Below are 19,691 nucleotides of genomic sequence, written 5' to 3'. Positions count from 1 at the left end.
TATAGAAAGGGGCACCTGCATTGCTGTTATCCGCTTTTATCAAAGGATTTGTATTTTCATTATCGCTCTGCTGCGATCTAGGGCTTGTGAATGTGGCCATGATTAAGACGGGGATCGAAAAAGGCTTCAAAAGTTCATTCCAGCTAGGATTTGGATCCTGCTTTGGAGACTTGACTTATTTGGTACTAGCTCTGCTGGGAGTTACGGTTATATTTCAAATCCCAGTCATTCGGTGGGTACTATGGATTGTCGGTACGTTGGTGCTTGCGTGGATGACGATTCAGATGCTGCGCAAATCGCTCAGCCGGCAAAATGAGCTGCAGCTTTCAGGGGCAGTGACGAGGGAGAGTAAGCAATTTTGGTGGGGGCTTGGCTTAACCTTATCCTCCCCCACGGTCATTCTTTGGTTCGCGGTTGTGGCGGGGCCGATTATCGCCAGCTTCGGTACGCATGACTTGAAGACGACCCTGGTGTTTATCGCCGGTTTTTTTGCGGCCAGCGTGATCTGGTCCGGATTTATTGCACTAGTCTCCGGCGTATCCCGCAAATGGTCCAGCGCACGATTCGTCCGAATCATGTCGCTGGTCTCAGCGGTGTTATTCTTGGCGCTGACGGTAAAAATCTTTATGGACGGCTGGCAAAACCTGCTCCATCATTCAGCTTAAGCTGCTTAACGAAGTCCTGCAGATCTTCGCAGATCAAATCCGGCGTCACGCCCGCCAACGCCAGCTGCTCGTGCGCATTCGCCGGCGTGGCGACGCCCGTGAGCACGAGCGCGGTACGACACCCGGCCATCACGCCTCCGCGGATGTCCGTAGCCGCATTGTCGCCGATGACCCAGACATCGGCGGCGGGCAGACCGAGCCGCCCGATGGCGTAAGCCATAATGATCGGCGACGGTTTGCCGATCACCACCGGCTCCACGCCGGAGGCGGCGGTGATAGCTGCTGCCAGGGAGCCCGCCCCTGGCATGAGTCCTCCATCCGACGGCAGCATGCGGTCGGGATTGGTTAATACATAGGTCGCGCCGTTTTGCAGGCGGCGGACCGCTTCCGTCAGCTTCGCGTAGGAGAAGCTGCGGTCAATGCCTTGGACGACGTAGTCCGGCGTCCCCTCGTTCAAGAGGAAGCCGGCCGCCTCCAAGGCTATTTGCAATCCGGCTTCGCCGATCATATGCACGCGGTTCCCTTGCCGCTGCTCAGCCATGTACTGTGCAGCCGCTTGGGATGATGTATAGACGGCTGCAGCAAGGACCTCGATGCCGAGTTCTCGCATATGCCCGGCGACTTGCTCAGGCGTTCGTGACGAATTGTTCGTCACGAGCAAGTACGGCAAGCCTTTTTCATTCAGCATGCGGATGAAAGCCGCAGCATGGGGAATGGGCTTGCGACCCCGGTACAACGTTCCATCCAAATCGATGAGGAATCCATTTTTCATATTCATATATTCCTTTCGTTCCTACTGCATGGAAGGCAGCGAAATTTCCACCGTCGTGCCTTCTCCCAGCTTGCTGCGAATTTTCATTGTGCCTCCATGGGCTTCGATAATACGGTAGCAGACCATGAGACCGAGACCGGTTCCTTTTTCCTTCGTGCTGTAGAAGGGCTCTCCCAGCTTCGGAAGCCGTTCGGGGGCGATACCGCAGCCCTGATCGATGAAACGGATCATCAAGTTTTTGCCATGTTCGGCAGGGAATGCCTGAATGCGCATCTTTCCGCCTAAGCTCATGGACTCCAGCGCATTTTTCAGAATATTAATGAACACCTGCTTAAGCTGATGCTCATCGCAGGACACAAGCGGAAGCTCGGCTTCGATCTCGGCTTCGATCTCAATGTTGCCGAGCAGCGCCTGCGGTTGCAGCAGTTCTATCGTGCTCATCATAATCGTGTCCAGCTTGCGAGGCTCAAAAAGAATGGCCTGCGGCTTGGATACAAACAAAAATTCATTTACAATAAATTCAATTCGCTGCAGTTCATTTTTCATAATTTCTATATAATATTGTTCTTTGGGACTGTTCGTCTTAAGCAGCTGCAGAAACCCTTTCAATGCAGTCAACGGATTGCGAATCTCATGCGCAACGCCAGCCGCCAGCTGACCGACAGCCGAAAGCTTATCCGATTTAATGAGAAGCTCCTGCGTCTTCTTCTGCTCGGTAATATCGACAAAGGTGATAACAGTACCCAGCAGCTGCCCTTTGTCCTCCAACATTGGACTGCACATATATTCCACGGGAAAGTACGTTCCGTCTTTTCTCCAGAATATATCCTCTTTGATAATCGTAACTTCCCGGTTCAAGACGGTATTCAATATAGGGCTTTCTTCCCTTGAGTATAATGTCCCGTCGCTTTTTTCCGGTCGGATGAGGTTGTGGATTTGTCTGCCCAGCATTTCATCCACTTTCCACCCGGTCATCATCTCGGCTGCTTTATTCCAAAAAATCGTTCTACCGGTCATATCAATGCCATAAATGCCTTCCGACACGGAGTTGAGAATAAGCTGATTTTGCTTATGAAGCTTATCGATTTCCTTCTTCTGCTCGTTGACTTCGGTTAAATCTTTCAAAATGGCGTAAACGCCCACGATGTTGCCGTCGACCATAGTCGGAACGAAAGTTACATTTGACTGGACGGGAAAACCTTTCCGGTGAACGAAAGCCGCTTCAAAGTGCTGCGGTATCCCGGCAGAAGCTACTTGAAAATGATGCAAGGCCTTGAGTAAATCCGGCGGATTAATCATGGGAATGAATGAAGTTAACTGAGAGGCGTCCTGACTTAGACCGAGCAGGCTTTCCAGACCGTGATTGGAGGAGATCACCTCACCGTCCAGGCTGAAGGAAATAATCGAATCCGGATGGTTGTCATACAAGGATTTATAGCGTTCCATGCTTTCTATCATCTTCGCTTCACGCTCTTTGATCTGTTTCATGCTATAGAAAGTAAGCACCAGAATGATGCAAATGACAAGGATGTCGATTGTGATTCCCGCATACTTCAAATTTTGCAAAAATTCGATGCGATGCAGGACCAAAGCATCTACTAGCAGTAAAAGAAAAGCAAAAATATGATAAACTAGCGCATTTTGAAATATAGTCATGCGTTGATCGTTTGTGGTATGTTTGGACATGATCGACTTTCAAAGCCCCTTTAAGTCATTTTCTACCATAATTGTACCAGTATTCGACAGAAAATTATATATTTGTCTAGTACTAGTTTGAATCCTGTCTTATAGGAAGAATTTCCCATGTGTTACATAACTCAGCGCCGTTATAGTTCCGGGAACATGATTAAGATGCATATGTGAGCAGTTCGTACTATAAATCCAAAAAAAATGCAGTATACTTGTCCCAGATATTTAGGTATAATGTTGTAAAAGGTCGTTTTTCTGCGGATTTTATTCACAAAGGAGATCGGAGCATGAAGGCTGAGTACATTAATCCCTTTTTGGAGTCGGCTAGAATCGTCATCGAACAAGTCGCTAACATTCGTCCTACGACAGGGCAGCTCGGCGTTAAAGACGTCAAATTTGTGGAAAAGTACATTTGGATTCAAATTGGTATGACCGGTCAAATGGAAGGCGACATCGTATTTGGGCTTGCTGAAGAGGTCGCACTGAAGATGGTCTCTGCCATGATGGGCGGCTTTACAGTGACGGAAATGGATGAATTGGGTAAGAGTGCCATCTCCGAACTCGGAAATATGATTAGCGGTAACGCAAGTACGATGCTGTTTAATCAAGGCGTCCGTGTAGACATTACACCTCCGAAGCTCGTTCAGTCAGCTACAGCTGCAGGCTTTGTGCCAAAGAAGGCACTTACGATTCCTTTAATTATGGATAGTATCGGAGAGCTGGACATTCAAGTACTCATTACTTAGCAGGTGTTTCACAAGAAATAACGAATTATGGATGGAGTGCTGCTGATAAGCGGCAGCTCCATTTTTTGCATTTATTTGTAATATAAGGAGAAATCACGTTGAACATTTCGGGTAAAATTGTACTGATTACAGGGGCATCCAGCGGTATTGGGGCTGTGATGGCGCAGCATTTTTCCGCCAAGGGGGCCATCCCTGTTCTCACAGCCCGAAGCACGGCAAAATTAGAAGAAATTGCAGCCGGGTTGAAGGGCAAGCACGCTGTGTTTCCATTGGATGTGACGGATACGGGACAAGTAAATGCTGTCGTAGAGCAGATCATCGGGCGATTTGGGCGAATCGATATACTTATCAACAATGCGGGGTATGGCATTTTTGAATCATTCGTAGACGCTCCTCTGGCGAATTTCGAAGAAATGATGAATGTCAATTACTTGGGATTGGTTCGCTGTACCAAAGCGGTACTTCCTCACATGTTGGAAGCGGGAAGCGGTCATATTGTCAACATCGCGTCGATGGCTGGTAAAATCGGATCTGCCAAGTCGACAGGCTATTCCGCGACGAAACACGCCGTGCTTGGGTTCACGAACAGCTTGCGGCAGGAATTGATGGGCTCAGGCGTAGCGGTAACAGCTATTAATCCAGGTCCGATCTCGACCCCTTTCTTTGATAGAGCCGATCCAAGCGGTAATTATGTGAAAAACGTTTCGTGGTTCATGCTGAAGCCTGAGAAGGTTGCAAAAGAACTAATACATGCGGTAGAAAAAAACATTCCCGAAAAAAATCTGCCGATTGTAGCTGCTGCGGGCATCAAATTGTTTCACTTGTTCCCGCGTGCGTTTGACCGATTGGCCTATAAGTTATTGAACAAAAAATGAAAAAAAAGCGGGTCCAGTCATAAGATGGAATCCCGCTTTTTCTCATGGGTTAGGATTGTCTGATTTCAAGGCTTGATTCAAATCGCGTATTTCTTCAAAAATGCGGCGCACTTCGGTTTTCCCCGTCGGATGGGTCTGATTCCAGTGGGAAGCAAGTGCGGGAAGCGACTTATGTATGTGGTTATAAAGTGCCCAAATCTTGATTTTCTCAATCATTTCCGGAGAGGTGTCGCCCGTGATCAGCTCGGCAGTTTTAACGAGCAACGCATCGAATTCTTTCTCAAATTCTGTATTCATAGGATCATCCCTTCGGATGGAATAGTAAAGGATACAACCAGTCTAGCGCAAGTAATCACCACTGTCAAAATAGCCTATGCTTAGGAGGTCCTCATGTCAATTGCTGCAACGCAAGTTCGAGACGGTCAATTATTGGAAAGGGAGCAGCTTCGCTGCTACGCCAAGCAAGTATCGCTTTATCTGATCACTTACGGCAGTCAAGGCTTGCGGGTGAAGGGTTATTTGGCCGTCCCCGAAGGAAATGCTCCGAGACCTGCTGTTATCTATTGCCGCGGCGGAATCCGGCGTGTCGGTATGGTCCGCAAACGAAGAATCGTATCGATGGCCCAACGAGGATATGTCGTATTCGCTCCGTTTTATCGCGGAAATGAAGGCGGGGAAGGTCGTGAAGATTTTGGCGGCGAAGATCGGTACGATTTGTTTCACGCCATTCCGATGGTTCAAGCTCTGGAAGAAGTACAGCCGGGACCTGTGTCTTTAATCGGCTTCTCCAGGGGAGCCGTGATGGCGATGCTTGCGGCCAAAGAATGCAGCGGCGTCGGTCCTGTCGTCGTATGGAGCGGCGTCAGTGATATGTTCGATACGTATGAGCAGCGGATTGATATGAGACGGATGCTGAAACGGGTTGTCGGACATCCGAAGAAGCAAGCAGAAGCTTATATCCAGCGATCTCCGGCTCATTGGGCAGAGCAAGTGAATTCGCCTATCTATATTATTCATGGCACCCGGGATACTCAAGTAGATATCGGACATGCCCGAAAGTTGGCTGTTGCTTTAGAGAAGGCGGGCAAGGATTATACAATGGATTTATATGATGGACTCGATCATCGCTTTCCGAAAAAGGAAGATGAAAAAGCATTGGATGCCATGTTCCAATGGTTGGCTGATAAATCGGCGCTCATGGGTTAGGAAAGGAATTCCACTTTTTTCATGGATAATATTGTTTACTCACCACTAATGCCCTAATATTAAGTAGGAAACACAGAGGGCTAGGGCCGGTTGTAGTGGGGGGCTTTTATGTCGAAGTATCTGATGCTGATTTTTACAAGTGACTTTTATTCGTTGGATAAAGACATACAAGAGCAAGTTTACCAGGAGTTCTATTTACTTGTATACCCGATGATTTATTTTATTTTGAGAGATCATTCGGCTGTAGAAGATATAATTCAAGAATCATTTATAAGAGCGGTTGGCAAAGCGCCCATGCTGAAAGAGATAGATAAGTATGAAAGTTGGCTGAAAAAACTGACGCGAAACGTAACACTCAACCATCTTCGCAAGCATAAGCGGAATCGGGAGGAGTTAGAAGCCGAGTTCGTCCTGATATCTAAGGAAGCTGCGCCGGCAGCGGAACATTTGGTACCGCTCGAAAAAGAAGTTGAATTGAAGCTCATGCGTGAGGCGATTATAAAATATATCAATCAGCTGAGCCCCTCTTATCGGCAAATTATTGCCATGAAATGGATACATAATCTATCTTACAAAGATATGGCCGTTGAGCTTGGCGTTACCGAAGGTGTGATTAGGCAGCGACTGTTTCGGGCGCGCGAAGCAATCAAGCAGAAGCTGCTTGACGAGTGGGGATCTTTGCATGAGTGACAGAGAGAGGTCTTGAAAAGTAGAAAATGGTTAAAAGCGAAGTTCTGTCCTGGTGGCAGAGCTTTTCCGCTCTTGATTTGTATCGCTATGCGCGGTGACTTATAATTGGGGGAAACAGGTTTGAAGAAATGGGGTTTTCGGAAGTGAACACAAGCTTTGAACAGCTGCTGGTCGAGCAGTCTTATGTACATAAATTGCACGCAATGGGTATTGCGGAACCTACACCGATACAAGAGGAAGCGATCCCTGCCCTTTTGCAAGGGAAAGATGCAATTATCCAATCTCAAACGGGAACAGGGAAGACCTTAGCTTACTTATTGCCGGCACTGCAGAAGATTGATCTACAACAAAAACAGCTGCAAGTACTAGTGCTTGTACCCACAAGGGAACTTGGCATGCAAATTATGCAGCAAATCGAATTGCTGACTCAAGGAAGCGCGCTCCGCGCACAATCATTAATTGGCGGTGCGGCCGTTGCAAGACAGGTGGAAAAGCTGAAGCTTCACCCCCATATCGCCGTTGGAACGCCAGGACGTATACTGGAGCTAATGAAAATGCGTAAGCTGACTCTCCATCATTTGAAGATGACCGTTGTCGATGAAGTCGATCAAGTCTTCGAGCTCGGTTCTATGAATGAGGTTGAAGCTGTCCTCAAGGGAACGCTACGTTCCAGTCAAACGGTATTTGTATCTGCGACCATTCCGGCTAGTATTGAACAAACGGCTCTGAAGTGGATGAAGGAACCCGTTATTTTGAAAATCAACCCAAGTCAGCGTACGGCCGAAACGCTGGAGCATTGTTATTTCGTATGTGATGAGAGAGACAAGATCGATACATTAAGAAGATTGGTGCGTCTGATAAATCCCGCTTCCGCTATCGTCTTCATTAACGCGACAGCGGATATTGCTGAGGTGGTTGGTAAACTGCAGTATGTAGGGCTTTCCGTGGAAGCCTTATACGGAGAAGCGGGTAAGACGGAGCGGGCTAAAGTGATGGCCCATTTCCGCGATCGCAAGTTTCAACTGCTGCTTGCAACCGACATTGCAGCCAGGGGGTTGGACATCGAAGGCGTGACCCATGTCTTTCATCTGGATCCTGCCATTAACGCGGAGTATTATCTTCACCGCGTAGGGCGGACAGGCCGGATGGGCCGTAAGGGAACGGCCGTCTCCATCGTAACACCGAAGGAGCTGTTCATTCTCGAGAAATTCGAGAAGCAGCTAGGCATTACGATCGCGCCGAAGGCGATGTACGAGGGCCGGATCGTCGATCCGGACCATAACCGCAGCGCGGCTGCCATGCGCAGCCGCCGTCAGGGCGCGCGCCCGTCAGGCGGCGTAGCACCTGCGCGCGGCGGCCCTGCCGCGAGCGCACGGGATGCCGCTGTACCTGCGGCAGGCACGGTGCGCATCAGCGCCGCAGCCCCAGGCGCCCGCGGCGCGCGCAGCGCTGCTGCAGCGGCGAAGCCTGCAGCGCGCATTAACGCGGCCGCCGGCGGAAAGGGCGCAAGCCCGGCTGCTCGCAAGGCGGAGCGCGAGCGGGACCGCAAGAGCAAGGGCGCGCCGCGCTGGCTCAAGGCGAAGCAGCAGGGCAAGGAAGAGTAAACGTTCCGACACATCATGGGAGATGGGGGGCGCAATACGATTTGAAGAAATTCATTGTATTCGTAGTCGTTACAATAGTGATTCTTGCTGCTGTTATTGCGGGGATCATCTCGTATGTAAAACCGGCTGAAGCTTTGGACCTTGAATATAGTGAAGTTCCTATAGGGAGCAAAATCGTAGACATCATCAAAAACCGCAAGCTGAAAGTGGAACTAACGGAACAAGACGTCAACGATATCGTCAAAAAGCAGCTGGCTGCCCGCAAAACGCTGCCTAACGATGTTCGAATCGAAGGTGCGAAGCTTACGCTTCAAGGAACTGCACTTGCAGCTGATGTGAACATCCGATGGCACGATAAAGTGCCTGTGGGCGCCAAATTGAATTTCGTCTTGGCATGGAATAACCCAAAGATCGAAATTCAACACATAAGTACACAAATCAAGGGAGTTAATATTCCTGGCAAGTGGCTTCAACTGGCTCCGATAGAGATACCGCTCGAACAACATTTGCCCAAACTGGTTGGGGTCAAAGATGTAATTTTTGAAGAAGATGCAATTCAAATTGATCTGAAACTATTGAAGTAAAAGCCAACTCCAAGGATATCGGTCAAATACCGGTTCAATGGAGTTGGCTTTTCATTATATTAGGAAATTAAGCCATCAGCCAGATCTCAAAGCTTGTATCTTCCATCGATATGAGTAAAAAATAATGGCCAGCGTCAAACTCATACCGCCTAAAATAAACCAAATGGAGACGCCGACATGGATATGATCCATGCCCCAGCCGACGGCCAAAGGAAGGACGGCTCCGCCAAGACCGCCTGACGCGATCAGTGTGCTAGTCGATTCCTCGGTGCGTCCCGGGATTAGCTGATTGGCATAAATCAGCGCGACGGCAAACATGCCGGACATGAAGAGTCCGAGCAGCAGAACGATGATAAACGTGCTCCAGATTGCCGCGCTAAACATCCATAGGAAGGCAATTACGAGACAAGCTGCGAAGGAAGCGGCCAAATAACGGAAATACGTCATTTTTTCGGCAAGGACCCCTGCAAAAATGCGCCCGATCACCATGGTTAACCAGTAGGCTGTCACAGACAGCGATGATATCGAGCTCGAAGCGTTTAACTGATCGATAAAGAGCGAGGGCAGAAAATTCACGATTGTATTTTCCATCCCGACGTAGACAAAGAAAACAATCATAAACAGGAACAGCAATACCATTGAACGTCGGGTAAGCGCCGGAGGCTTCTCGGCTTTTTGCGTGCGATCAGCCCTATGCGCCAATAATTCATCGTGCTCGCCTAACGATAGCTTTGACCAGACGAGTCCTGTCGCGAGTGCGCTGGCACCAAGCACAACGAAAGAATATCTCCATGCGCCTCCGGCAATGAGCATACTGGATACGAGCGGCATGACAAGCGCGCCTATACCGAAGAAAACTTCAAGCTTGCTGAACGCAACCGCCTGCTTATCTTTAGCGGCAATTAATACGAACGTGCTGATGCTGCTCTCGACGAGGCCGAAGGAGACCCCTGCTATGAAGGTCAGGCTTACGGCAAGAGGCCATGGCGGCAGCAATACGATGGCAAACATCGCGATACCTAGCAGGGCAAAAGCCGTTGTGATCGTACTTCTGCGGCTGAGGCGGCGAATAAGAAAAGGCGTGCTGAGAACACCCAGCAGGAAACCGCCAAACAGCATAAAAACGAGGAGGCCTCCATCGTCATAGCTCTGTCCGTAGTGCGTTAACAACTCAGGTAAAATGGCGCCGAAAATAACGTGCGTGCTGCCCGTTAATAAATACGACAAGCAGCCCATAATTAGCAGTCTTCTCATAGTCCCTTACTTCCTTTTTCTTGCAAAGAATGTTTTTCGTTATGGGCGAAAACATGCCCGATAGCCTCTGCAACAGATTCAACTAGATAGGTAGCTTTTTGCCTCACATCTGGGTGAGCGCCCTTCATGGCAAAGCTGTGAGGCGTAACGCCGAACATCGACACATCATTAAATGAGTCGCCGATACAAGCCGCTTCATCCGGCTGCAAGCCGAGTTTTTCAAGTAAAACAAGCAGTGAGCTGCCCTTTGAAACATTTCGCGGCATAATATCGAGGCAATCTGTATCCGAGATGAAAAGCTCTAACTGATTACCTAACTTTTCTTCCATTAAATCTTTTACTTGCAGGAGAGTTTCCAATTTCCCGAAAAGAGAAAATTTGCTTGCCGGGAGTTCGTTAAGGAGTGCTTGCTCCGCATCTTCTTTTACAATAAAGGGTTCAAACATTCGCGATTCGATCTTATCCGAGGCAGGGGAAACATTGGCGATATAATTGCCATCGATAGAGCAAATCAGTTTGACGAGTCTAAAGCCGTGCAGCAGCTGATAAACCTGATGAGCCAGCGCCGGATCAAAAAGCTTCGATTGCAGAAATGTACCGTCATCCAGATGGATGAAGGCTCCATTTTGGGATAGCGAATAGGCTTGATGGCCAATCTCCGTCATGACCCGCTGCAATTCGATATGCATTCTGCCGGATGCCAAGCATAGTTGAATGCCGGCATCTTTAGCTTTTGCCAGTGCAGTCACTTCTCTTGGACTTACCTTCTTGCTATGATCCAGAAGCGTACCGTCCAGGTCGCTTACAATGAGTTTAATCATGCTCGTTTTCTCCTCCTGCTAATACAATTTCGACTTCGCTGGCGAGCAATTTTTCTTTGATCTCCGGACTCAGTGCCTGATCCGTCACGAGAATATCAATGCTTTCGAAGCCAACGACGCGATGAAAAAGTCTTCTGCCGAATTTGGAATGGTCGGCCAGGACGATAACCTGATCCGCATGCTTCATCATCGCCCGGACTAAATAGCAATCCTCTTCGTTCGGAGCGGACAGGCCATCCTCCGTAATCCCGCAAGTCCCGATAAACAGCTTATCGACATGGTAGTCGTTTAGCATCTCGATCGCTTTAGCTCCATACACGCTATGATGTTTGTTATCCAGCACGCCGCCAAGCATATGAATGGTCGTATCTTTTTTACGTGCCAAAATAGCTGCGATTTCAATGGAGCTGGTAACGACTACGTTATGCTTGGCATTCATGGCTGTAGCGGCGTGAAGCACTGTAGTCGAAGAATCCATCATTAAGTAATCGCCATCTTGAATAAGCGCTGCGGCTGTTTTACCTATGTTAATCTTAGAGGAAGGCTCTGATTGCAGCCGCTCATCATAGTTCCATACTTCTTTGGACAATGTAGGCAGGATAGCTCCGCCACGTGTCCGGATAATACGGCCTTGCTCCTCCAGTTTGACCATGTCGCGCCTTGCCGTATCGCGAGAAACGTCATAGAGCTCACAGATGAGATCGACGGTAATTCGCTTATTTGTTTTTAAGTAATTGACGATTGAGATCAGTCGTTCCTCTTGAAACAATTCATTTTCACCTCTTTTACTTAAGTAATTATAAGTATTGTTAAGTTATAAACTTAGTATATGCTTAAACATGGGAAGTTTCAACAATAAAAAACGTGCTTCGGAGAAATATATCTCCGGAGCACGTTTTCCTTTGCTAAGTTGCATCGATTGATTGCATGGACGGTTGCTGATCTTCTGTTTGTTTGCTTTGAGCTGAAACAGTCCGCGCACGATTGAATGGCCACCAGTTGCTTTCCCCGAATAGAACGGTAAGAGAAGGAACGACCAATCCCATGATGACCGTAGTATAGACGGCCAAACCAATAACGATGCCGGCTCCGAGCTGAAGCAAAGTGTTCATGCCCGAGAACATGAGGGCACCGAACGTACCGCCCATAATAACGGCTGCCGACATAATGACGCCGCCTGTCGTTGTCATCGCCTTGCTCATCGCCTGCGTGACATGACCATGGCGATATTCTTCTTTGAATCGCGCCATGAGGAATATGTTGTAGTCAACGCCGAGCGCTACTATGACCAGGAAGACAAAGAATGAGACCGTCCACGATAAACCATCATAACCTAGAAGCTTAACGAAAATAAATTCGACGATTCCCATCGTAATCAAATAGTTGAAACCAAGGGAGAGCAGGAGATAAAGCGGCATCACCAAGGAACGCAGGAGTAAGGCAAGCACAATATAAATACCGATAAGCACTAAGGAACCCGTACGAATAAAATCATCTTGGGATATACGGTCGAGTTCATGCGCTTGTGGCGTCGTGCCTGCAAGCTTTACATCGACATTCGTCAATGCGGTTCCTGCCAAACTATCTTGAATCGTTTCCTTCAGATCTTCCGTACCGTTCATCGCTTCTTTGGAATATGGATTGATGCTCAGTACAACTTCGAGTTTGGCTATCCTGCCATCTTTGGAGATATAGAAATCCATTGATTTTTTAAAATCTTCCTGCTCCAGCAATTGCTTCGGCACATACCAGCCGGCGATTTGCTTGGAGCTGTTTTCGGCAATTCCTTTTTGCGCGTCGACAACTTGCGTCAATCCATCAGAGACTTTCGAGAGTGCGGCCGTGCCTTGGCCGAGCCCGGAGCCGAATTGATCGAGCCCTTGCTGTAGTTGCTTGATACCGCCTGATACTTGAGATTGACCGTCGGCCAGCAAACCGACACCTTCCGTAAGACTATTTGCGGCGGGTGTAAGTTGCGCCAGCCCTTTGCTAAGCGGAAGCAGACCTTCAGCCGTTTGGTTCAACCCGCCGGCAATCCCTTTTTGTTTAGCGACGATCGTCTGGTAAGTCACGCTTTGGGCCAATTCCGGATTTTCTTGAACGAGTTTGGTCAAATCATTGTCCAATGATGATGCGGTTTGCGTCAATTGCTTTACCGCATCGCTTATCTGTGTCGTGCCGGTTTGCGAGCTCGCCAGCCCTCCGGACACTTGCTTCAATCCGCCCTGTACTTCAAGCAATTTCTGCGAAACTTGTTCGGCGCCTTCTTGAAGCTTTGTTATATCGGCCGACTTTGCGTTCATATCGGCCTGAGCTTGCCGGAATCCGTCCCGGACCTGGTTCACGCCGGATCGGAGTTCCTCCAAGCCTTTATTCGTCTGCTCCAATTGATTCGGCACGGTCAGCTCTTGAATCTGCTTGCCAAGCGGCCTTGCCGCGCTGCGCACTTCTTTGACATGCGGCGCGAGACTTGCCGCAGCGCTTGCTTTCTCCAGCGCTGCCAGCCCTTCGGGGGAGCGCATATCCGTCGCTGAAGTAATCGCGACGCTCACAGGAAGCACTTCGCCGCTGCTGAAGGCGGCCTCTACCTTGCGGAACCCTTTGACCGCGCTGATATCCGGATCAATTTCGGCCAAATCGTCAAACGAACGATTGCCTTGGAACAGAAAGATGAACGGTGAAAGTAGCAGTACGCACACAAGGAGTACCGCAAGCGGCCTCTTGCTGGTCAACCGGGCCATGGCACCCCACAGTTTCGAGTCTCCATGTGAATGTCCTGCTTTCAGCTTTACCGGCCAGTACATGGCAGGTCCCAGGATTAACATAAGCGCCGGCGTTAACGTTACAGCCGCTAGTAAGGTAACGGCCATGCCGATCGCAACGCCGACAGCGGATTGATACAATCCGAATTTAGCGAAGCCGATGAGAAAGAAGGCGATCAGTACAGTGCTGCCGGAATATATGACCGTCTTACCTACGGTCATGATGGTACGAGTCAGCGCCAGCACGCGATCCGTCGTTTTTGACAGCTCTTCCCGATAACGGTGAATGAGCAGAATGCAGTAGTCCGTTCCGGCGCCGAACAATACCGCAATAAGGAAAGTTTCTGTAAAGGACGAAACCGGCAGACCCGCTTTTGTCGACAAGGCGACGAGCCCGCGGGTAAGTACAAAGGCAATACCGATAGTTACAAGCGGTATGAATGGCGCAATCGGCGAGCGGAAGACGATAAGAAGAATGCTAAGGACAAGAACGATAGTGAGCACTTCCGTCTTCTTCAATCCTTCTTCTGACGATTTATTGTAATCGGCAAAAATCGGTGCGCTGCCTGTATAGTCAATCGTGGTGCCGCTTGGATTATCGCCCAGCTCTTCCTTAAGGAGCGCAATGCTGTCGGCTGTTACTGCAGACTGCACTTCTTTTGGAAATTCAATAATGGCCATTTCTGTCGTTTTATCTTGGCTAATGAATTTTTCGGCAAGCGTCGGATCGTCATAGGCCGACATCGTGCTCACAAGGCCGAGCTTCTCTTTGTTCGCATTGATTTGCCGAAGTTCTTTCTTAAACCATGCATGATCCTCCTCGGTCAACCCTGTCTCCCGCTGCAAAACAACGACAGCATTAGATTTGGATTTATGCTCAGGATCCATTTGTTCCAAAATGGCTGACGCTTGAGCGGATTGCGCATCTGACGGCACGAACTTGGACTCTGTATTGCGTACGATTTGCTGCAAGTCAGGCAGCACGAATACGGAGCCTACGGTGATAATCAACCATACGATCACGACCAGCCATTTTATTTTCGCTAAATTTCTAACCCATAATTCCATGTTCCAATCTTGCCTCCTCATCCATATTTCTCTATCTACATGTAGTTATATCTAATAAATGACCGTAAGTCAAGTTTAAATTATACTCATGGTCATATTTTATTGAACGGCAATCAAACAAAGTTATTTATAGATAATGAAAGCGATTAGTATGTATAAAAAATAAATGAAAAATATATTATTGTACTTAAAGTCATAATTTTGATTGAACATCATCTGTGTTTTGTTTATAATTTAATGAAGACCTGTAAACGGAGTTGAGGGCATGAACCGCGAAGAGAAGAAGCGTGCAACGAGGCAGAAAATTATTGACTGTGCACTTGAATTGTTTGCAGAGAATGGCTATGAAGCGACGACTGTTCATCAAATTACGGAGCGAGCGGGCGTTGCGAAAGGCACTTTTTTCAACTATTTTGAAAATAAAGAGGAAGTATTGTGCGACCTTCAATTGTTTATTGCGACTGAAGAGATTTCCAAACTTCAATATAAACAAGGTCCGATTATTCCATTGATGAGAGAATTGCTTATGGAGATGCTGCGGCATCTTCCTTTCAATAGGTCTCTGATTCTAGCGTCATTTCAATGCACGTTGAGTAACAAAAAGCTATTAGAATCAGCAACAGTCAAATTCGAAGAATTCAAACAAGTGCTCATACCCGTCATTGCAGCCGCGCAAGCACGGGGTGAGATTAGCAGCGTGATGCCGGCAGAGATGATTGCTGATCTTGCAGTTCAGAATTATCAAGGTGCTCTTATCTATTGGGGAATGGGGTTAGGTGAAGATAAGCTTTCCAACCAGGTAACGCTTAGCTTTGAATTGTTTTTCAAAGGACTAGCTCCATGAGGAAAAAAGACCGCGCAGCTCGCTTGCAATAAGCGATTGCACGGTCTTTTCATTTTGGATGCGCAGTTTTTTTGCGCTTATGCACATAATTCGGGTACGTAATTTCACCGGAATCGAGCTTTCTGATTTCCTCTTCGTTCCAGCCGCTAATTTTATTCATACCGGTAATGCCGGTTAATTTGATGTGGTAACGATCGGCGATATATTGCTGAAGCTTGGCCATTTCCTCCGGTTGTACGTCTCTAAGCCTTTGCTTGCCGCGCAATTGCCCCAAGATAATACCGATGGATTCTGCAGCCAGACTTGTATTAGGTTGAATTCGAGTGCTGCCGTAGGCGATTGCAGAGGATCCTACGTTTTTCCCTGCCGCTATCACGTTATCATAATTTTTAAGTAAAAAGCTGCGCAGCGGCATGCCGTATTTATCCGGCCGCCCCATTTCTATTCCCCATTTATTCGCGCTTGTACCTTGTAAATCAAGCGGATATCCGCCAATACTCACATTATCCCAAAACATACCGCCTGAAAGCAGATCCGAGGGTTTGAGCACATAGTCCATCTCGTAGTGGTTGTACTCGCGGATGTAAGGATACGAGGGCAGCTCTCCCAATTCGGCATGTTCCCATCCAGGCAATGCTTTGCGGAAATGATTCAGGATTAACGGTGTTTCTTTATTGCCAAGCGTGACGGCTTCTTGTATGGAAGCAGGGTTAGAAGGGTCAACGGTGTAAACGAGCAGAGCGTTGATCAATACTTCCCCATCCCGTTGATGCACCGCATTCAGACCTCTAAGGAAGACGCGGTCATTTGAAGGATGATAGCTTTTGGTCATACCGCTAAGTCCAATTGCAAAGCTGTCATTGACATAGCCGCCGCCAAATTGCTTTGTTTTTTCCTCTTGTTTCAATTGGTTGAATACCATGTTGAATTTCTTCCAATCGACATGCTTGAACTTCATCATCATGCCGGCGCTCATGTATTCAATGTTTTTCTGTCCATAAAAAGCTTCCAGCCCTGGAAGCCGTTTTGCGTTCAATCGGCTGATCAAAGCAGCATAATCGCTGTTGTCTACATAATAAGAAGCTGTTATTTTCTTTTTTTCACGCTGTTGGTCGGTGTATATGATGGAAGTGATTTTATGCAGGTTATCAGGTGTGTTCGTTTGTTCGACTTCGTTGATATCAATGCCGGATTCTAAAGGAATATCCTTAATCAATTTATTCATATAAGTCTGAAACTCGGTCAATTTGCGAATTTTTGCGTTTCTGAAGCCGTCAAACAGCTCTTTGGCCCGGCCTTGGACAAGCAATTTACCATGGTCATCCCTTGTTTCATCCAGGAACAACATTTGGCTCTGCAAAATTTGACCACCGAAAGCCGTTCGGGGATCTAATATTTTTACTTTCAATCCTTCATCTGCTGCTGCTCTGGCTAAGTATAGCCCCTCAAGCTCACTCCCAATTACAACGATATCGGTATGTTCAGTAGGGATGTTGTTCGCGCTTTCAATTGGCGATGCCTCCGGCTGCTGAGAAGGAGTCGCTATTGAATGGGGCTCTTGATGCGTTGATGATGTTGCAGAATTGGATGGATCCATTTTTTGCTGCATCCAAAGCTTGCCTAAAGCAAATGCCGATACCAGAATGAGCAAAGCGGCAAGAGCAATGACGAGCTGGGCTCGTGTGCTTAGTAAACGCATGCGTGAGCTCCTTTAACATAGATATAGGGATTTTTGAACGAAGTTCAAAGTCTTTCTGCTTCAAAGTCTATCAGTTTCATAGCTGTTTTAATAGACTGCAAAGTTATTTTTCAAAGTTTTTATCCTGCACCCCCCAAAAAAAAATCCAAATGGCGAATTGATGTAGCATAACCAGGAACCCTTCGCGAAGGCTCCAAATTGATTATCATTATAATGTACAAGGAGAGGGAACTTGATGAAGAAAGATTTGATGAAAAAAGTTGTAGCAACCGGTCTCGCACTTACAATGGTGATGGGAGGCGGAACTGCAGCTTTTGCAAAAGGAAACGAACATAAAGACTGGAATGATAGAGACGATGACCGCAAAGGAAAAATCGAAGTTAAAAACGATTATCAAGTAAAAAACAATATCCAAATCAACCTGAATTTCAATGATATGAAAAGTGCTGAATGGGCAATGAGATACATAGCGAGCTTGGCTTCCAAACGCGTATTTGAAGGATATGAAGATGGAACGTTCAAGCCGGAGAAAAGCGTTTCCCGCATCGAGGCTATCACAGCGGCTGTTCGTCTGATGGGACTGCGCGAGCAAGCGGAATCCGCCGCTGAAATGCAAACCAAATTGAACTTTAAAGATGCTGACAAAATCCCTTCATGGGCTGTAGGCTATGTGGCTGTAGCGCTTGAAAACGATTTGTTCACGGAAAGCGATGATTCCGTTCAGCCTCAAAAAGAAGCTGACCGCCTGTGGGCTACTACGCTTTTGGTTAAAGCTCTGAAGCTGGAAGCCGAAGCAAAAGCAAAAATGAACACAACGCTTACTTTTAAAGATGCAAAAAACATTCCAGCCGGCTCTGTAGGTTATATCGCAGTAGCGATTGAAAAAGGTTTGGTTGACGGTTTCGAAGACAATACATTCAGACCTAATCAGCCTGTAACTCGCGCACAACTTGCTGCATTGCTGGATCGCACGGGTAATCAATTACCTGATCAAGATCAAAACACAAGCAATGGGACCGTAAATGCCGCTGTTGCTAACAACGTTCTTTCGCTGACCAAATCAGGCACGACTACTCAATATACTCTTCACCCAGACGTATTTATTCTGCGCGATGGCGTTAAAGTAAGTGCATCCGCGATTCAAATTGGCGATGAAGTTAAAGTTCGTTCTTACAACAATACCGTTGTATTCATTGAAGTGACGAAAACGGCCGCGCAAACAGAAGTAACAAGCGGAACAGTAGCAACCGCTGTTTACAATAATACTTTGTCGGTTACGAAGAACGGTACAACGTATCAGCTGACTCTTAGTCCGAATGTATTTGTATACCGTAACGGCGCACAAGTAGCGGCTTCGGCTCTGCAAGTCGGCGACGAAGTCAGCTTCCGTACTTCCGCAAACCAAGTATACTACATTGAAGTAACTAAACTAGCGCAAGTGAACCAAGCGTTTGATGTTATCGGTGTTTTAAACAGCACTACACTGAACGCACAAGGAAAAATCGCAACGATTTCGGTTACCCAAAATATCAATGGCAACAATCAAACGTCCATTTACAACGTTTCTGCCGACGTTGCGCTTACAGGTAATCTGAACGCATTTACTCAGGGACATCTGGTTCAACTGAAAGGCCAAAATCAAGTTGTTACTTCCATTGATGTTAAATAATTAGATCTTTTTAGAGATGAAAAAGGTTAGAATCGTGCGACTAGCTCCTGCTGCCATCAGCAGGGGCTGTTGTTATTTGCGCTGCATATTATTATTTCCATTGAGGTAAACTGACATTTATCAATTGTAAGGAGAGGTGTTGATTTAATGGACGAAACACTTATTCAAACGTTTAAAAGGTATTATGCCGATTATCGCGCTGCAACAGACGTTGACCAAAGCTTTGCCGATGCGTATCAAGCGCTTGCTTACCATGTTATTGAGGAAACAGGACAGCTGGCGCAAGAAGGGAACCTGGATGAGATTCAAAACTTAGTGCGTGAGTTTAATGAAATCCGATTATCGGTTGGCGGAAGTAATGATTCGGTAAAAGAACGATTCGAGCAGGAACTTGTGGAGCATATGCTCGATCGGGTATCCCACTAATTTCCATTAAAAAGAAGGTTGCATTATTCAATTCAGCATGCTATATTAGTTTTCCGGCCGAAAACGAGCTGAAAACTTTATGAATAATAAAAAAAAGCTTGCCATCGACTGGGTGAATGTGATATATTAGATTTCGCTGTCGCCGAATTGCTTCGGTGATAACGAAAGGAATTGTTCTTTGAAAACTGAACAACGAGTGAAGAAGCACGGTCACGCAAGTGACCACAATTAAGAGATTGCAAAATCTCGTCAGCTTTGAAATTGAGCTATTCAGCTTAACAAATAGGTTTTACCTTTTTGGAGAGTTTGATCCTGGC

Annotated in this window: 18 protein-coding genes; 10 read left to right on the top strand and 8 right to left on the bottom strand. The window is 47.2% G+C overall.

Annotated features, from left to right (window positions below; translation table 11 throughout):
- Nucleotides 1-20 precede the first annotated feature (20 nt).
- On the top strand, nucleotides 21-665 hold the full coding sequence (locus tag ICC18_RS25005) for a LysE family translocator (protein WP_223192852.1): 645 nt from the start codon (nucleotides 21-23) through the stop codon (nucleotides 663-665).
- On the opposite strand, the gene ICC18_RS25000 is transcribed toward ICC18_RS25005, so the two are convergent.
- On the bottom strand, nucleotides 625-1,443 hold the full coding sequence (locus ICC18_RS25000; protein ID WP_188177187.1) for a TIGR01457 family HAD-type hydrolase: 819 nt from the start codon (nucleotides 1,441-1,443) through the stop codon (nucleotides 625-627). The genes ICC18_RS25005 and ICC18_RS25000 overlap by 41 nt on opposite strands.
- 15 nt (nucleotides 1,444-1,458) lie before the next feature.
- Nucleotides 1,459-3,123 (bottom strand): PAS domain-containing sensor histidine kinase, encoded by a 1,665-nt coding sequence (locus ICC18_RS24995; RefSeq protein WP_188177186.1) that lies wholly within the window; start codon nucleotides 3,121-3,123, stop codon nucleotides 1,459-1,461.
- A gap of 290 nt (nucleotides 3,124-3,413) precedes the next feature.
- Here ICC18_RS24995 and ICC18_RS24990 point away from each other — a divergent pair, with 290 nt between their 5' ends.
- Nucleotides 3,414-3,872 (top strand): chemotaxis protein CheX, encoded by a 459-nt coding sequence (locus ICC18_RS24990; RefSeq protein WP_188177185.1) that lies wholly within the window; start codon nucleotides 3,414-3,416, stop codon nucleotides 3,870-3,872.
- Between the two features lie 98 nt (nucleotides 3,873-3,970).
- Nucleotides 3,971-4,747 (top strand): SDR family NAD(P)-dependent oxidoreductase, encoded by a 777-nt coding sequence (locus tag ICC18_RS24985; RefSeq protein WP_188177184.1) that lies wholly within the window; start codon nucleotides 3,971-3,973, stop codon nucleotides 4,745-4,747.
- Nucleotides 4,748-4,789: 42 nt separating this feature from the next.
- On the opposite strand, the gene ICC18_RS24980 is transcribed toward ICC18_RS24985, so the two are convergent.
- Nucleotides 4,790-5,044: a DUF2573 family protein gene (locus ICC18_RS24980; RefSeq protein ID WP_188177183.1), complete on the bottom strand. Its 255-nt coding sequence runs from the start codon at nucleotides 5,042-5,044 to the stop codon at nucleotides 4,790-4,792.
- A gap of 93 nt (nucleotides 5,045-5,137) precedes the next feature.
- On the opposite strand from ICC18_RS24980, the gene ICC18_RS24975 reads away from it, so the two are divergent.
- From ICC18_RS24975 to ICC18_RS24960, 4 genes are all read left to right on the top strand, one after another.
- Nucleotides 5,138-5,953, top strand: a complete 816-nt coding sequence (locus ICC18_RS24975; RefSeq protein ID WP_188177182.1) for an alpha/beta hydrolase family protein — start codon at nucleotides 5,138-5,140, stop codon at nucleotides 5,951-5,953.
- A 108-nt stretch (nucleotides 5,954-6,061) separates the two neighbouring features.
- On the top strand, nucleotides 6,062-6,643 hold the full coding sequence (locus ICC18_RS24970) for an RNA polymerase sigma factor (RefSeq protein ID WP_188177181.1): 582 nt from the start codon (nucleotides 6,062-6,064) through the stop codon (nucleotides 6,641-6,643).
- 143 nt (nucleotides 6,644-6,786) lie between these two features.
- Nucleotides 6,787-8,247 (top strand): DEAD/DEAH box helicase, encoded by a 1,461-nt coding sequence (locus ICC18_RS24965; RefSeq protein WP_312029603.1) that lies wholly within the window; start codon nucleotides 6,787-6,789, stop codon nucleotides 8,245-8,247.
- A 41-nt stretch (nucleotides 8,248-8,288) separates the two neighbouring features.
- Complete coding sequence (locus tag ICC18_RS24960; RefSeq protein ID WP_188177179.1) at nucleotides 8,289-8,831, top strand: hypothetical protein; 543 nt, start codon at nucleotides 8,289-8,291, stop codon at nucleotides 8,829-8,831.
- Nucleotides 8,832-8,906: 75 nt separating this feature from the next.
- On the opposite strand, the gene ICC18_RS24955 is transcribed toward ICC18_RS24960, so the two are convergent.
- The 4 genes from ICC18_RS24955 to ICC18_RS24940 form a co-directional block, all read right to left on the bottom strand.
- Nucleotides 8,907-10,085 (bottom strand): MFS transporter, encoded by a 1,179-nt coding sequence (locus ICC18_RS24955; protein ID WP_188177178.1) that lies wholly within the window; start codon nucleotides 10,083-10,085, stop codon nucleotides 8,907-8,909.
- Nucleotides 10,082-10,906 (bottom strand): HAD family hydrolase, encoded by an 825-nt coding sequence (locus tag ICC18_RS24950; RefSeq protein ID WP_188177177.1) that lies wholly within the window; start codon nucleotides 10,904-10,906, stop codon nucleotides 10,082-10,084. Before ICC18_RS24950 ends, ICC18_RS24955 begins: the two co-directional genes overlap by 4 nt.
- Nucleotides 10,899-11,675 carry a DeoR/GlpR family DNA-binding transcription regulator gene (locus ICC18_RS24945; protein ID WP_188177176.1) on the bottom strand — a complete coding sequence of 259 codons (777 nt, stop codon included), beginning with the start codon at nucleotides 11,673-11,675 and terminating at the stop codon, nucleotides 10,899-10,901. The genes ICC18_RS24950 and ICC18_RS24945 overlap by 8 nt, the downstream gene beginning before the upstream one ends.
- Nucleotides 11,676-11,811: 136 nt before the next feature.
- Nucleotides 11,812-14,736, bottom strand: coding sequence for an MMPL family transporter (locus ICC18_RS24940; RefSeq protein ID WP_188177175.1), 2,925 nt, complete (start codon nucleotides 14,734-14,736; stop codon nucleotides 11,812-11,814).
- A gap of 265 nt (nucleotides 14,737-15,001) precedes the next feature.
- On the opposite strand from ICC18_RS24940, the gene ICC18_RS24935 reads away from it, so the two are divergent.
- Entirely contained in the window at nucleotides 15,002-15,580 is a 579-nt protein-coding gene (locus ICC18_RS24935; protein ID WP_188177174.1) for a TetR/AcrR family transcriptional regulator, read from the top strand.
- A gap of 49 nt (nucleotides 15,581-15,629) precedes the next feature.
- Here ICC18_RS24935 and ICC18_RS24930 read toward each other — a convergent pair whose 3' ends face one another.
- Nucleotides 15,630-17,279, bottom strand: coding sequence for an FAD-dependent oxidoreductase (locus tag ICC18_RS24930; protein WP_188177173.1), 1,650 nt, complete (start codon nucleotides 17,277-17,279; stop codon nucleotides 15,630-15,632).
- 235 nt (nucleotides 17,280-17,514) lie between these two features.
- Here ICC18_RS24930 and ICC18_RS24925 point away from each other — a divergent pair, with 235 nt between their 5' ends.
- Nucleotides 17,515-18,948, top strand: a complete 1,434-nt coding sequence (locus tag ICC18_RS24925; protein WP_188177172.1) for an S-layer homology domain-containing protein — start codon at nucleotides 17,515-17,517, stop codon at nucleotides 18,946-18,948.
- Nucleotides 18,949-19,095: 147 nt separating this feature from the next.
- Nucleotides 19,096-19,374, top strand: coding sequence for a hypothetical protein (locus tag ICC18_RS24920; RefSeq protein WP_188177171.1), 279 nt, complete (start codon nucleotides 19,096-19,098; stop codon nucleotides 19,372-19,374).
- The last annotated feature ends 317 nt before the right edge of the window (nucleotides 19,375-19,691 follow it).

Origin of the sequence: Paenibacillus sedimenti (genome assembly GCF_014534655.1) — a bacterium.
Classification (GTDB): Bacteria; Bacillota; Bacilli; order Paenibacillales; family NBRC-103111; genus Paenibacillus_E; species Paenibacillus_E sedimenti.
Note: the sequence above shows the minus strand (reverse complement) of the source record. Positions and strands in the feature narration are given on the sequence as shown.

Coding starts and splice junctions, on each gene's coding strand:
- ICC18_RS25000 (WP_188177187.1), bottom strand. CDS start 1,443: ATGAATATGAAAAATGGATTCCTCATCGATTTGGATGGAACGTTGTAC.
- ICC18_RS24995 (WP_188177186.1), bottom strand. CDS start 3,123: ATGTCCAAACATACCACAAACGATCAACGCATGACTATATTTCAAAAT.
- ICC18_RS24990 (WP_188177185.1), top strand. CDS start 3,414: ATGAAGGCTGAGTACATTAATCCCTTTTTGGAGTCGGCTAGAATCGTC.
- ICC18_RS24980 (WP_188177183.1), bottom strand. CDS start 5,044: ATGAATACAGAATTTGAGAAAGAATTCGATGCGTTGCTCGTTAAAACT.
- ICC18_RS24975 (WP_188177182.1), top strand. CDS start 5,138: ATGTCAATTGCTGCAACGCAAGTTCGAGACGGTCAATTATTGGAAAGG.
- ICC18_RS24970 (WP_188177181.1), top strand. CDS start 6,062: ATGTCGAAGTATCTGATGCTGATTTTTACAAGTGACTTTTATTCGTTG.
- ICC18_RS24955 (WP_188177178.1), bottom strand. CDS start 10,085: ATGAGAAGACTGCTAATTATGGGCTGCTTGTCGTATTTATTAACGGGC.
- ICC18_RS24950 (WP_188177177.1), bottom strand. CDS start 10,906: ATGATTAAACTCATTGTAAGCGACCTGGACGGTACGCTTCTGGATCAT.
- ICC18_RS24940 (WP_188177175.1), bottom strand. CDS start 14,736: ATGGAATTATGGGTTAGAAATTTAGCGAAAATAAAATGGCTGGTCGTG.
- ICC18_RS24935 (WP_188177174.1), top strand. CDS start 15,002: ATGAACCGCGAAGAGAAGAAGCGTGCAACGAGGCAGAAAATTATTGAC.
- ICC18_RS24930 (WP_188177173.1), bottom strand. CDS start 17,279: ATGCGTTTACTAAGCACACGAGCCCAGCTCGTCATTGCTCTTGCCGCT.
- ICC18_RS24925 (WP_188177172.1), top strand. CDS start 17,515: ATGAAGAAAGATTTGATGAAAAAAGTTGTAGCAACCGGTCTCGCACTT.
- ICC18_RS24920 (WP_188177171.1), top strand. CDS start 19,096: ATGGACGAAACACTTATTCAAACGTTTAAAAGGTATTATGCCGATTAT.